The organism is Streptomyces sp. NPDC059454, assembly GCF_042749965.1.
GTDB lineage: Bacteria > Actinomycetota > Actinomycetes > Streptomycetales > Streptomycetaceae > Streptomyces.
Map to the genome: position 1 here is coordinate 25,524 of NZ_JBHYVC010000024.1, position 13,068 is coordinate 38,591.

11 protein-coding genes and 1 pseudogene are annotated in these 13,068 nt (G+C 73.0%); 6 read left to right on the forward strand and 6 right to left on the reverse strand.

Features of this window, described 5'->3' with window-relative positions; genetic code table 11:
- Positions 1-34: 34 nt before the first annotated feature.
- The 6 genes and pseudogenes from ACFXAE_RS18415 to ACFXAE_RS18440 all read left to right on the forward strand — a co-directional run.
- On the forward strand, positions 35-1,876 hold the full coding sequence (locus ACFXAE_RS18415) for an SCO2524 family protein (RefSeq protein WP_384715438.1): 1,842 nt from the start codon (positions 35-37) through the stop codon (positions 1,874-1,876).
- A gap of 3 nt (positions 1,877-1,879) precedes the next feature.
- Positions 1,880-2,797: an SCO2523 family variant P-loop protein gene (locus ACFXAE_RS18420; protein ID WP_384715441.1), complete on the forward strand. Its 918-nt coding sequence runs from the start codon at positions 1,880-1,882 to the stop codon at positions 2,795-2,797.
- On the forward strand, positions 2,794-3,759 hold the full coding sequence (locus ACFXAE_RS18425; protein WP_384715444.1) for an SCO2522 family protein: 966 nt from the start codon (positions 2,794-2,796) through the stop codon (positions 3,757-3,759). Before ACFXAE_RS18420 ends, ACFXAE_RS18425 begins: the two co-directional genes overlap by 4 nt.
- 1 nt (position 3,760) lies before the next feature.
- Positions 3,761-4,768, forward strand: a complete 1,008-nt coding sequence (locus ACFXAE_RS18430; RefSeq protein WP_384715447.1) for an SCO2521 family protein — start codon at positions 3,761-3,763, stop codon at positions 4,766-4,768.
- An 82-nt stretch (positions 4,769-4,850) separates the two neighbouring features.
- Positions 4,851-6,044: a hypothetical protein gene (locus ACFXAE_RS18435; protein WP_384715450.1), complete on the forward strand. Its 1,194-nt coding sequence runs from the start codon at positions 4,851-4,853 to the stop codon at positions 6,042-6,044.
- A gap of 151 nt (positions 6,045-6,195) precedes the next feature.
- Positions 6,196-6,438, forward strand: a pseudogene (locus ACFXAE_RS18440) (response regulator transcription factor); the annotation flags it as partial.
- Here the strand turns inward: ACFXAE_RS18440 and ACFXAE_RS18445 are convergent.
- The 6 genes from ACFXAE_RS18445 to ACFXAE_RS18470 form a co-directional block, all read right to left on the reverse strand.
- A complete protein-coding gene (locus tag ACFXAE_RS18445) occupies positions 6,398-6,679 on the reverse strand; it encodes a hypothetical protein (protein ID WP_384715453.1) in 282 nt (93 codons plus the stop codon). The pseudogene ACFXAE_RS18440 and the gene ACFXAE_RS18445 overlap by 41 nt on opposite strands.
- A gap of 197 nt (positions 6,680-6,876) precedes the next feature.
- Positions 6,877-8,100 (reverse strand): FxsB family cyclophane-forming radical SAM/SPASM peptide maturase, encoded by a 1,224-nt coding sequence (locus tag ACFXAE_RS18450; RefSeq protein ID WP_384715456.1) that lies wholly within the window; start codon positions 8,098-8,100, stop codon positions 6,877-6,879.
- Positions 8,101-8,126: 26 nt separating this feature from the next.
- Positions 8,127-8,309: a YxD-tail cyclophane-containing RiPP peptide gene (locus ACFXAE_RS18455; RefSeq protein ID WP_384715459.1), complete on the reverse strand. Its 183-nt coding sequence runs from the start codon at positions 8,307-8,309 to the stop codon at positions 8,127-8,129.
- An 18-nt stretch (positions 8,310-8,327) separates the two neighbouring features.
- Positions 8,328-11,312 (reverse strand): FxSxx-COOH system tetratricopeptide repeat protein, encoded by a 2,985-nt coding sequence (gene fxsT / locus ACFXAE_RS18460; RefSeq protein WP_384715462.1) that lies wholly within the window; start codon positions 11,310-11,312, stop codon positions 8,328-8,330.
- Between the two features lie 86 nt (positions 11,313-11,398).
- Positions 11,399-12,520: an FxsB family cyclophane-forming radical SAM/SPASM peptide maturase gene (locus ACFXAE_RS18465; protein WP_384715634.1), complete on the reverse strand. Its 1,122-nt coding sequence runs from the start codon at positions 12,518-12,520 to the stop codon at positions 11,399-11,401.
- 249 nt (positions 12,521-12,769) lie between these two features.
- Complete coding sequence (locus ACFXAE_RS18470; protein ID WP_384715465.1) at positions 12,770-13,036, reverse strand: hypothetical protein; 267 nt, start codon at positions 13,034-13,036, stop codon at positions 12,770-12,772.
- Positions 13,037-13,068 lie beyond the last annotated feature (32 nt).

Consider the following 13,068-nt stretch of genomic DNA (forward strand, 5'->3'; position numbering starts at 1 on the left):
ACAGGGCAACGAGATCTGTACGAGGGGTGCGGGGATGCAGATCAAGCCGCGGCAGCATCTGCTGGACATCTGGCGGGCCATGGCCCGCCATTCGTTCGACGACGGAAAGCTCGTCTGGGAGGACACCGACGGGCTGAGCAGCGTCGCCGACGCCGAGCGGCTGCTCTGCCTGCTGTATCCCGCCACCGAGGTACCCGCGTTCCGCCTCGACCAGCCGGACACCACCGAACGGGACGTGCTGCGCGCGCTGGAGGGGGTCGGCAGCCGGCTGGAGATCCCGCCCAACCTGATCACCGCGCTCTCCCAGTTCATGCGCAGCCACACCGGGCCCGACGACAGCCCCACCTTCGCCGGCGGACACTACTTCAGGCCGGCCGAACCCCAGCAGAAACTCACCCACCAGCAGTACCAGCTGGGCGTGGTCGACTCCTACTCCATGTCCGTCACGCTCTGCCTCGCCACGCTCGGATTCCTCAAGGTCTACGAGCCCAGCACCACCCGCCCCGACGTGCGCAAGGCCCTCGCCGAGCTGCGGGAGGCCACGAACACCCGGCTGACCGCCGCGATGATCAGCCTCCTGCGCTCCTTCACCGTCAACGTCTTCGACGCCGAGTCCGAACAGGGACAGCGGCTCATCCAGGTCATCGGCCAGGACAGACAGTCCGACCGGGCCGTCCTCCAGCAGTTCTCCCGGCGGTTCCGCCCGCTGCGCGCCACGATCATCGAGAGCCTCAGCCGCGGCATCCAGGTCGACGAGAGCATCCGGGACGAGAGCCAGCTCTTCGAGTGCGGCTGGGCCTGGGGCGTGGTCAAGGACGCGCCGACCATCACCGACCTGGACGTCCAGGTCCCCGGCCAGCCCGACGGCATCGCCGACCGGCTGCCGTACGTGTACTTCACCGTCATCGCCCTGGACGGCATCCAGGACCTGTTCTCCGACCGCACCCTCACCCTGGGACTGCTCGACGCCGACCAGCAGAAACTCGCCGAGGCGTTACGCCTGCGCTGGGAGCTCAGCCAGCAGTACTGGTCGGCCATCGCCCGGTTCGGCAGCGAGCGCTGGCCCCTGGAGGACCTGCCCTGGCAGACCACCGGACTGCGCCTGGAGTCGGAGTACTTCTCCCTGACCGTCGCGGCCATCCTCGTCCACGACCTGGTCCGCCGGAAGGCCACCGACGACGACCTCACCCGCACCGTCGCCATCATGGAGCGCCTCGCCGACCGCGGTCGCGTCACCAGCCGCATGACCAGGAACGATCCGGTCATCGAGCTGCACAACCCGGGCGTCACCATGCCGCTCGCCGGCTCCGAGCGGTCCGGCGGACTGCTGCAGTGGCGGATGACCGACTTCTCGGCCCAGCTGCTCAAGCGGATCATCCAGCTCGCGGAACTCTCCCGGAACATCGACGCGCAGGACCGGCTGCTCCGCCTGGGCGAGCAATCGTTCGAGCACCTGTGGAGCCGGCGCATCGAGGACGGCGAGGGAGCAGGCCTCTGGGACCACGCACGCGCCGTCTACCCGGACGCGCGCGTCAGCAAGCGCCTCTCCTGGAGCATCACCGAACGCGTCACCGAGTGCCTGGTCGCCGCCCGCAACCTCTACGAACAGCAGCCCATCCGCAGCCCCGAACTCGCGGAGCTGGCCCGGGACCTGCTCAGCGAGGCCACCCACCTCTTCGGCAGGGAACAGATGGAGGCATCCGCCAGCCCCGACGGAAGCCGGGGCCGGGCCATGCGGAGCATAGAAAGCCGCCTGGACCACGCCCGGAGCCTGGTCGACGACCGGCCCGCGACCGCGTTCGCCCTGGCCCTGCCCGTGCTCCAGGAACTCGACACCCTGGCCCAGGCACGGGGCGCCGCCGCCCAGGAGGTGTGAGCCGTGCTCGTCTTCGCCGCCTCCGACAAAGGAGGCACCGGCCGATCGGTGACCAGTGCCAACCTGGCCTACCAGCGCGCCCTCACCGGCGACCACGTGGCCTACGTGGACTTCGACTTCGGCTCGCCCACGGCCGCCGCCGTCTTCGACGTGCCCGGCGCGATGCGCGGCACCGAGGAACGCGGCCTGCACTCCTACCTGGAGGGCGCGGTCACCGAACCGGCCAGGATCGACGTCTGGCGGCAGACCGAGCACCCCCAGCTGCGTGCCCGGCCCAACCAGGCCGGCCGCCTGGTGCTGCTCCCCGGCGACGCCGGCGGCGGCGAGTTCGCCACCGGCGAGGACGCCCTGGAACGCTGCGTCGACCTCCTGCTGCGGCTGCACGGCGAGTTCGACCTGATCGTCGTCGACCTCAGCGCCGGCCGCAGCTACGCCGTCGACATGGTCCTCGCCGCCACCGCCCACCCCCGAATGCGCTACGTCCCCTTCCGCTGGCTGGTCTTCCACCGCTGGACCCGGCAGCACGTGATCGCCGCCGCCGGACTCGTCCACAAGGACCACGGCATCATCAGGGGCGGCGTCGAACGCGGACACGACGAGGAGGCGCTGCAGGGCGCCGTCCGCTTCGTCCGGGCCGCCGTACCCGATCCGGACTCGCCGCTGTGGTCCCAGGGCACGCCCGCCCAGGCCGCCTGGATGCAGTCCTGCGACGAGGCACTGCGCCGACTCGCCGCCGAACACCGCATCGGTGACAGCGTGGTGCTCGGCGTCGTCCCCCTGGAACCCATCCTGCAGTGGCGCGAACAGCTCATCACCGAAGAGGACGTCCTCTCCACACAGATCGCCAACAAGGAGACACTGGAGGCGTTGGAGGAGATCGCGCGACGTCTCACCGACGACGACTGCTGGGGGCGGCCATGACGGAAGCGGTGTTCCGCGAGACGGCCGCCGAACCACGCACCCAGGCGGTGCCCCTGTCCCACCTCTCCCTGGAGCTCGGCCACCTCTACATGGAGGACTTCGAGGCCGGCCCGGAACACCTGCGGCGGCACTTCGAGCGGGTCCGCCCCTGGGCGGAGGCGGCACGCGCCGGCGCGGCCGCGGCCACCGGCGGCAAACGCCCCCGGATCAGCACCTGCTTCCTGATCGACGACTACTTCACCCGCTTCTCCGCCCCGGCCGACGTCGTCCCCATGCTGCTGGAGGAAGCCGACCGGGCCGGTCTCGTCATCGACTACCTGGCCCGCGAGTCCGGCTGCGCCGTCGCCGGCAAGGTGCCCGTCGCCGAGGCCGTGGCCGGACGGATCGTCGAGGAACCGCCGCCCGGCAGCTACGGCCTGCGCCCGCCGGCCGCGCAGACCGGCTGGCTGGCCAACGGCGAGCGCAGCCCCGTCGCGCGCGCCCCGCAGGCCATGAAGAGGGCCACCGCCTGGCAGCCGCCGAAGGAGACCGCCGCCCGCCGCCACTCCGTCTTCCTGGACGTCGAACTCTGGGACGAGGGCCCCGACGGACAGCGCACCTGGTCCTGCCCCTTCCTCGCCGCGGTGTGGCAGCTCGCCCGCCTCGGGCTGCTGCGCAACGAGGGCGAGGCCGTCCTCGTACCCCAGCCGCACACCGCCGACTCCTTCCCCGACGACTGGGACGAACTGCCTCCGCTGCTCCGGCTCAACCCCCGGGCGGACCCGTTCGCCGCCTACCGGACCTGCTCGGTGATCCCCAGCCGGTTCTTACCCGTCGAGCACGCCGTCCGCGTGATCCTCGACCAGATCGAGGTCGACCCCGGAGCACTCGCCCAGGCCGCCGAGCGCTCCGCCCGCGAGCACGCGGCCGTCCCCGGCTCGGTGGCCGACCGCGTCTCCTACGTCTTCTACGCGGGGCAGTGACATGACGCCGGAGGAGACACCGCCGCCCGTCGCGCTCGCCTGCGGCGAGGTCCGCACCTGTCTGCTGCCCGCCCTGCAGGCCCTCGACAGCCGCGCCGCCGCCCAGCTCCTCGGACTGCGCGCCGACGAACGCGTCCTGCTCTCCGAGCGCCCCAACCTCTACGGCCGCTCCCCGGACACCCTCACCGGCGTCGACTGCCCCCTGCCCAGCGCCAACGGCGCCAGGATCCGCGCCGTCGGCACCGTCGCCGCCCGGGCCTCGCTCACCGAGGGGCGCGTCCTGCAGAGCTCCGCCCACTTCCAGGTCCTCGCCGCAGGCCCCGACCACCGACGCCCCTGGGGCCACTACCTCGTACGGCCCGCAACGGTCGAGCCGTTCGGGAAACTGCCGTACGAGGCGGTCGCCCAGGGACTGCTGAACGGCGGCCGGCCCGGCGAACTCGACATCGGGCTGATCGCCGACAACCTGCTCACCCGCCTGCTGCGCCACCCCCTGCTCGACCAGCGCCCGCCCCTGAAGTCCCGCCCCACCCGGCTGCGCTGGGTGGCCCTGCCCGCCGAGCGCGACGAGGGGCCGTCGATCGAGCGGTTCACCCTCGCCGAGGACGAACTGCGTACCGTACGGCTCCGCGTCCCCCGGGGCACGCCCGCCGGCGAGATCGCCGGGCTCTGCGACGACCTCGCCCTGCACGACTGGCTGCTCACCACCGTCGTCCGCATCCTGGACGGCATCCGGCTGGGCGCCGCGGAACCGCCCGCCCGGCTGCGGGCCCGGGCCGGCGAGGACCGCCCCGCCGTCGTCACGGCGCTGCGGCCCGCCGTCGACCACCTGCTGCACCTGTGGATGCCACGGGCCCGCGTCGCGCACGGACTCGCCCCCCTCTGGGAGGCGCTGGAGGACCGCCCCGGCTTCACCCGGCAGTGGCGGACGCTGGTGCAGCGCATCCGGGACCAGCTCGCCCTGCACGCGATTCCCCCGCCCCACCGGGAGGCCGAGTTGGCTCCCTGACCGCGGGCCCCCGGCCCGCACCACCCCGACGCACGTCCCCGCACCCCGATCCGACGCGCATCCCAACGGGGGGAGAAGCGAGATGAGCACGGCACAGTCACCCCAGCCCGAGGACACGGCACCCCTGACCGGCGCGGGGGGCGCGCCCGGGCACGAGGGCGGTCCGGCGATCCCCGGCCCGGCCCGGCCCCGGCCGTCCGGCGTCCCGGACAGCCCACCCGCACGCCCCTGGACACGCTCACCCGACCGGACCGGGTGGACGCGCAGACTCCTGACCGGCCTCACCGTCGGCCTCGTCGTCTGGGGCGTCGCCGCACTGCTGAGTCCGGAGGACGGAGCGCTCCGGCAGCTCGCCGCCGCCGCACTCTGCGCCGCCGCCACGGTGGCCGTCCCCTTCCTCCTCGCCCGCGACCGGGGACCCGACGAACAGGCCCTGCGGACCCAGAGCGTCCTCGCCGAGACCGCCGCCACCGTGCGGGACGGGCTGGAGCGGCACGACGACAACCTGCGCACCGGCCTGGCCCGGCACACCGAGGACATCAGGCAACTCGTCGAGACCCGCCTCGCCCCGCCCACCCCCGACCCGGAGTCCTACCCGCCGCTCGACCGCGTCCGCACCGACGGCGTACCGGAACTGGCCAAGCGCTTCGCCGAGGCCCTCGCGCCCGGACCGTCGATCCTCTACACGTTCGTCCGCCTGGAGATGCAGCGGGTGGTCGGGCACATGGCGGCGCTCACCAGCATGAGCGTGGAGTGCCACGGCGAGAACCACGACTGGATGCTCAGCCTCACCCACGCCGCGGAGCAGTCCATCAGCGCCATCAGCACCTCCGTCGACCGCGAGTTCTGGAACAGCGAGCCCGCCAGCCGCTACCTCGACGCCCAGCGGGAGGCGATCGAGGAGCACGGGGTGCCGGTGCGGCGGCTGTTCCTGCTGGCGAGCGCGCGCGAACTCGACGACCGGCTGCTGCGGCTGTGCGACGAGCAGAAGGCGCTGCACATCGAGGTCCGGGTGGCGGTGCTGCCCGAACTGCCGCCGCACCTCCAGCGCGGCACCACCGACGACTTCATCGTCTACGACGAGGAGGTCTCCTTCGAGATCGAGCAGGACCTGCGCGACGTCAACGTCAGGACGCGGCTCATCGCGCGCAGGGACCACGTCCAGGACCGGATGAAGCGCTTCCGGGAACTGTGGGAGGCGGGCATGAGCATCCGCGAGCTGGAGGTACGGGTCGACGACGAGGAGGACGGCACCTGGATGGTCGACCGGGCCTGACACCCGCCGGCGCACGGCCGGTCACTCCCCGGGGAGCAGTCCCGCCCGCTCCACCCAGGTGGCCCGCATCCGGGACGAGCCGCCCGGCGGCGAGTCCACCGGCCTCGTGCCGGTCCACCACCGGGACGGCGGACTGCTCGCCGCCGCCGGCCCCGAGCGCGAGGTCCTCACGCTCGTCGCCCGCGGCCCGGACGGCGCCGAGATCGCCGACTCGTTCGGGCCGAGCCCGCTCACCGCGAAGACCCACGTCAGCCGGACCATGGGCGAGCTCGGGGCGCGGGAGCGGGTCCAGCTGGTGATCGTGGCGTACGAGTCGGGGCCGGTGGCACCGGGAACGCTGTGCGCCCGCCGCCTCAGAGCGTGTGGTGCAGCCACCGCTGGATGGTGCTGTTGATGCTGCCGGACAGGGCGCTCAGGCTCTCGATGGCCTCACGGTCCTCGGGCCGGGGCGGGATGCCGGCGGCGGTCAGGGCGGCGTGCAGCTCCAGTCGGCGGCGGTCACGCGGGTCGATGGCGATGTCGAGGCGGTCGGCCGGGCGCGGGGGCGGCAGCAGGTAGTCGCCGCCCAGGCCCTCGACGGCGCGGGGGTCGACGAAGGCATGGTTCGGGCCGTACTCGAAAGCGGTCGCGGTCATGTCGGTCTCCTCACCCAGGGGTGTCGGTTCTGCAGGACAGGAGGCCGGTTGCGGGAGGCCCGGTTGCGGCCGGGGCGAAACGTCACGCCAACGGCGTCATCGGCAGTTCATCGTCCGGTCGGACGAATGCCCGGCCTACGGAGGTCGCAGGCCCCGCACACCCCGGCTGCCGCCCCGAGGGCCCTGGAGCCCGCCCCCTAGCCGGCGGAGGCCGTCTCCTCGAGCCGTGCGGCCACGTGCCGGATGAGCTCGTACAGGTCGGCGCAGTACACCGACCGGTTGCGGAAGCCGGTGTCCGGGCGGTACCGGTGCGCGTAGTTGCCACCACCGCACACCTTGCCCACCGGGCAGGCGCGGCAGTCGCTCGGAAGCGCGTCCGGGCCGAGCTGGCGGGCCGCGATCCCGGGGTGGTCCAGCGCCTCGTCGAAGGAGTGGCGGAAGACGTCCAGGCCGGTGGCCGGTGCCCCCGCGTAGGCCGTCTTCAGCGAGTCCACCTGCTCGATGGCGCCGTCGGTGTCGACGACGACGGCGACCAGGGGAGACCCGCCGACCGCCTCGGCCTGGCCCGGCAGCCCGAGGAGCAGGCCGATGATCTCCCGGAAGATCCGCACCGGCGGCCCGGCCGGCCGGCGGGCCAGCCAGTGGTCGAACGCGGTGATCAGCCAGTCGGCGTACGGAGCCGCCTCCCGGGCCGGGCCCGTGCCGGGCGGCGGGGAGGACCAGGTGGCGTGCGGCAGCAGCAGGTCCAGCGCCGGGGGCCGCAGCGCGGCCAGGGACTCGTACACCTCCACCGGGTCGGACTCCAGGTCGATCGTGCACAGCACCCCGGCCCAGGTGTCCGGACGGGCGCTCAGCCGGCGCAGCCCGCGGACCGCCGCCGGCCACGCGGGCCGTCCGGCGTGCGTGATCCGGCGCCCGTTCAGGGCGGCGCTGCCGCCGTCCAGGCTGACCCCGATCCGGATGTCCGCGGCGGCCAGCACGGCGAGCGACCGCTCGGTCAGCAGCGTCGCGTTGGTCTGCAGACTCGCGTGCACCACACAGCCGGGAGCCCGTGCGCGCACCGCCGCACGCACGGTCGCCGCGCACTCGGCGAGGAAGGCCGCCCCGGCGAGCAGCGGCTCGCCGCCGTGGAAATTGAGGTGCACGGCGTCGAGGCCGTGCACCGCCGCGTGGTCGGCGATCCGCCGGGCGGTACGGCTCACCACCCGGTCCGGGACCCGCGGCGGACGCTCCCGCCAGCTCTGGTCGGCGCCCCGGTAGACGTAGCAGTAGGTGCAGGCCAGGTTGCAGCGGCTGTGCACCTTCAGCACGAACTGCCGGAACGGCAGCGGCCGCACCCCGCTCCGGCGCAGGCCGGCCACGTCCAGGGCGCGGTGCGGCCACATCGGGTGCGGGGACGGCGCGGGAAACGGCAGGGGCACGGCCGTACGGCCCGGGGCGGTACGGCTCAGAGGATGCCGTCCTCGTAGAAGGCGACGGGAGTCGTCTCGGCGCCGCACCGGGCGAGGAGGGCGGCCGCGACCGGGCCGAGCACCGGGTGCCCGCCGGACGTGGCCAGGGCGTGTACGTCGAGGTGGGACAGGTCGGGCAGGTCGGCCGGCGAGGAGCCGACGGTGTGGCGGTCGTGCATCGGGTGTGCCAGGGCCTTTCAGATGGGCTGGGGCTCGAAGTCCCAGTAGGGACGCTCGCGGCGGCGGACCGAGAGGGTGTGCGGATGCTGGGGACCGTAGGAGTCGGTGAGTCCCTGCAGGGCTTCCTTCTCGTGCTTGGCCGCCTCCTCCGTGCGGCGCAGCGCCCGCAGGTCGTCGGCCAGGGCCGCACGGCAGGACAGGGTGAGCGGATGCAGGGCGCCCAGGACGTGGACGGCCCGCTCCAGCGTGCTGCGGCTGAGGTCCAGGGCGCCCTCGTCGTCACCGAGCAGGTGCCGGCCGCCGGCCGCGTTCAGGGCCGTGCCCAGCGTCCAGGGGTGGTCCTCGCCGACGGCCGCGCGCATGCCGGCGTACGCCCGCTCGGCGAGCGTCACCGCCTCCTCGCGCTCCCCGTACTCCCACAGCACCAGGCCGATGTTGCCCTGGGCGCCGATGGTGTACGGGTGTGCGTCGCCGACCAGCGTCCGGTAGTCCTGCGCGACCCTGTCCGCCAGCGTCCGGGCCTCCGCGAGGTCGCCGTGCTCCCGGACGAAGGTGGCGAAGTCGGCCTGCACCGCCAGGGTGTCGGGGTGGCGGGGACCCTGCACGCGGATGCTGCGGGCCACCACGTCCCGCATCAGGCTCTCGGCCCCCGCCAGCTCGCCCTGCCGTCTGCGGCACAGGGCGAGGTTGTGCTCGGCCCGCATCGTCTCCGGGTTGTTGGAACCCAGCCGGTCCCGGTGCAGCCGGAGGTTGAGCTCCTGGCGCGAGGTGGCCTCCACGTACTGGCCGAGCATGCGCAGCGTCCGCGCGGCGTTGAGGTTCGACCGCAGCGTGTCGAGGTTCTCGGCCCGGAACAGGCGGGTGCGGATGGCGGCGTTCTCCTCGAACACCTGCCGGGCCTCGTCGTACCGGCCGAGCAGGCCCAGTGTGCTGCCGAGGTTCTCGCGCGCCTGGAGGGTGCGCGGGTTCTCCGGACCCACCGTGCCCAGGTACTGCCGGTACATGTCCTCGTACAGTTCGTACGCCTCGTCCAGCCGCGCCAGCGCCATCAGCGCGCCGCCCAGGGCGTTGCGGGCGCTGAGCAGGTCCGGATCGTCCGGCGGGCGGCCGTCGAACGCGCGGACGCCTTCCCGGCCCACCGCCTCGGCCTCCTGGTAGCGGCCGGAGCGGCGCAGCAGATTCGAGTGCTGGAGCATCGCGAGCCGCATGACCCGGGAGGTCGGCGGCATGAAGGTGCGCCAGCGGGCCAGCGCCTGTTCGCACAGGGACAGACCGGTGCGGTACTCGCCCCGGGCCCGGGCGTAGTTGATGCAGTTCAGCACCAGGTCCTGGACGTCCTCGTCCCTGCTGTCCAGCGCCCCGGAGTGCTTCAGGTGCGGGAAGAGGTTGGCGTAGCGGTGCCAGTGGTTGGGCTCGTTGGGCTGACGGGGATCGGCGTCGACGAGGATGCGGCAGGCCGTCGCCGACAGCGAGTCGCGTTCCGTCTCGCTGAGGTCGTTGCGCAGGAAGCCGTGGTACAGCTTGTGCATCTGGACGCTGTCGACGACCGTCTCCTGGCCCGGTGAGGCCTCGTAGTCCAGTCGGACCGCCGTGGCCTCGGAGAGCCGGCGCAGCGCCGTGTGCCAGCCGATGGGGTCCGCGGCGAGGGCGGCCAGGTGCTGGGGCAGGTCCCGGGCCCGCGCGGATTGGATCAGCCGTACGGGGATGTTCTCCGGGGAGAAGAACACCAGCAGCTTCAGCAGCTCGGCGGCGTCCTCGGCCCGCTCCCGCAGCGTGTTCAGCGTTATCGACCAACTGGTCTGGAAACTCATCGAGTACTGCTCGCTCAGCCCGATGCCGACCTTGCTGGGTTCGCCGCGCCGGATCAGCGCGATGTAGTCCCGCGCGGGCATGGGGTTGGTGTCCAGCCAGGCGGTGGTCTGGGCGAGGATCAGCGGCAGGTCCTCGACCGCGTCCGCCAGGTCGTGCGCCTCCTGCCGGGTCAGCAGCGGGGCCCGGCGCAGCGCGTAGGCGATGCTCTCCTCGCGCAGGAACGGCTGGACCTGGATCTCCCGGGCGCGCCGGGCGGCCGACCAGTCGCGGGTGAGCGTGGTCAGCAGGACGTGTCCGCGGCCCTCGGGGATCAGGTCGTCGACCTGGTCCATGTAGTCGGCACCATCGAAGATCATCAGCCAGCGGCCGTACGGCCGTCCGGTGCGCAGTGCCTCGAGCACGGCCCGGATGCGGTCGCCGATCTCCTGGCCCACGGACAGCTCCAGCCGTGAGGCCAGCGAGGCGAGCTGTTCACGGGCGGTGCCCCGGTAGTTGGCGTTGATCCAGAAAACGACGTCGTACGCGTTGCCGAAACGGTGTGCGTACTCCTGGGCGATCTGGCTCTTGCCCACCCCGGAGATGCCGTACAGCGAACAGCGCGCGCCCTCGTCGCCGGCGCTGCTCAGCGCCTCGTGCAACTGCTCGAGCACCGGGTCGCGGCCGGTGAAACTGTCGTTGCGGCGGGGCACCTTGCGGATCGCCGGCGGGTCGTGGGGGAAGCGCGGTCCGGTCTCGTCCGTGCTCGCCGGCCCCGGCAGGGAGGGGTCGATGCCGAGCAGGCGCAGGATGCGCCGGCGTGCCTCCGTGGCGGCCAGGTCCCGCAGGTCGACGGGGCGCAGCGCGGCGATCGTCGGCGGAAGGGGATCGGTCGCCACGCTCACCGCGGCGAGCCGGCCGTCGTGGGAGGGCACCACCTCGCGCAGCGCGGCGGTCCACTCCTCCTTGGTGCGCGGGCCGAGCCGGAAGTACCAGTTGTCCAGCAGCAGGAGCACCCGTCCGGGCGCACGCAGCAGATCGAGCAACGCGTCGGTCAGCGAGCCCGACGAGCCCGGGTCCCAGCGCAGCGTGGTGGTCCGGTACCCCAGCCGCTCCAGCTGGTGTGAGATCCAGGCGGCCCACGGGCGGTTGAATCCGGCGTAGCTGATGGTGAAGTGCTCGCCCGGGGCGCTGGACCAGGCTTGCTCAGCCATTCAACCGTCTCCCTTGACGACCTCGCGTAAACGTGACATTCGACACGCACCCTAAAGCATCTGTCGCGGCTTCAGAAACATGCTGGTCATGGCGCGTTGCTCAGCCGGGCCGTGCCGGAAGCGCCGGTCGGCAGGACGTCGAGCAGCCGGTCCGCGATGTGCCGGATCAGCAGCTCGAGATCGGCGCAGTACACGGACGGGTGTCTGAATCCGCTGCCCGCCGCATAACGGTGGGCGTAGTTGCCGCCCCCGCACACGGCCATCACCGGGCAGTCGCGGCACCGCGGTGCGAGCGCGGCCGGACCGAGCTGGCGGGCGGCCACACCCGGGTGGTCCAGGGCGGCGTCGAAACTGTCCGTGAACACGTCCAGACCGGTCGCACTCGCCCCGTGATAGGCCGATTTCACCGAGTCCACCTGTTCGATGGTGCCGTCGGTGTCCACGATGACGGCCACCATCGGAGAGAGCCCCACCGCTTCGCTGCCGCTCGGCCGGCCCAGCAGCAGCCCGATGATCTCCTGGAAGATCCGCACCGGCGGGCCCGGCGGATCGGCGTCCCACCAGTGGTCGAAGACGGTGCGAAGCCACCGGCCGTACGGTGCGGGCCCGGCCGGACCGGCCGGGGGCGGACTGGACCAGTTGGCGTGCGGCAGCAGCAGGTCCAGGAACGGCGGGCGCAGGTCGCGCAGCGAGGTGAAGACCTCCACCGGGTCGCTGTACGGGTCGATGGTGCACAGGATCCCGGAGTAGCTGTCCGGCCGTTCCCGCAGCAGCTCCGCCGCCCGGGCGAGCGCGGGCCACGACGAGCGTCCGGCATGGTCGACGCGCCGGCGGTTCAGGGCGGCGCTGCCACCGTCCGCACTCAGACCCACCCGGATTCCGGCACCGGCGAGCCGCTCCAGCACCGGTCCGGTCAGCAGCACTCCGTTGGTCTGCACGGAGAGGTCCAGGTCCGTCCCGGCCGGGAGCGCGGCGCGCAGTGCCTCGGCGGCGCGCAGCAGCGGACCGGGTCCGGTCAGCAGGGGCTCCCCGCCGAAGAAGTCCGCTCGTATCCGCCGCAGTCGGTGCCGCCCGACGTGTTCCGCGATGCGCTCGGCGGTCCGGAGCACGGTGGCGTCCGCCATGTGCGCGGGCCGGTCCCGCCAGGTGGAGTCGGGACCCGCGTAGATGTAGCAGTAGGTGCAGGCCAGATTGCAGCGGCTGTGCATCTTCAGTACGAACTGCCGCAGCGGGACGGGGCGGGTTCCGGCCCGCCGCAGCGCGGGGACGTCCAGCAGGTCCACGGGCCAGGGAGCGGGTCGGCCCGGCGCGGGTCCGGCCTGCGCGACGGGGGACGGCACAGTGCTGCGGTCACGGGTCACGCTGCCACCCTTCCTACGGTCCGGGCCGGCCGCGGCGACCCGTCGGCCGGTGGCCGCGGCGTGGGTCTCACGGCGGACGTGCCGTTCCAGCATCGGTCAGCGTGCCGCTTGCCACCAGGTCAAATCCGGCTCATCACCGTTTCTGTCGTGGGGCGGGTCCGGGCGGCGAAGTGTCCTCGTGGTGTCGTCGTAGTGGGCCGCCGCCTCCCCGGGCGCCGGCCAGTGGTCGAGCAGATCGGCCACGACGGCGCGCAGCACCGGATGACCGGCCGTGGTCCGCAGCTGCCCGGGGTCGTACGCGGACAGGTCGGGCAGCGGTCGGTCCTGCGGTCGTGTCTCCGGCCCCGGCGGAGGACTCTGCACTCTGCACTCCTCAAGGGATGGTGTTCTGCTCG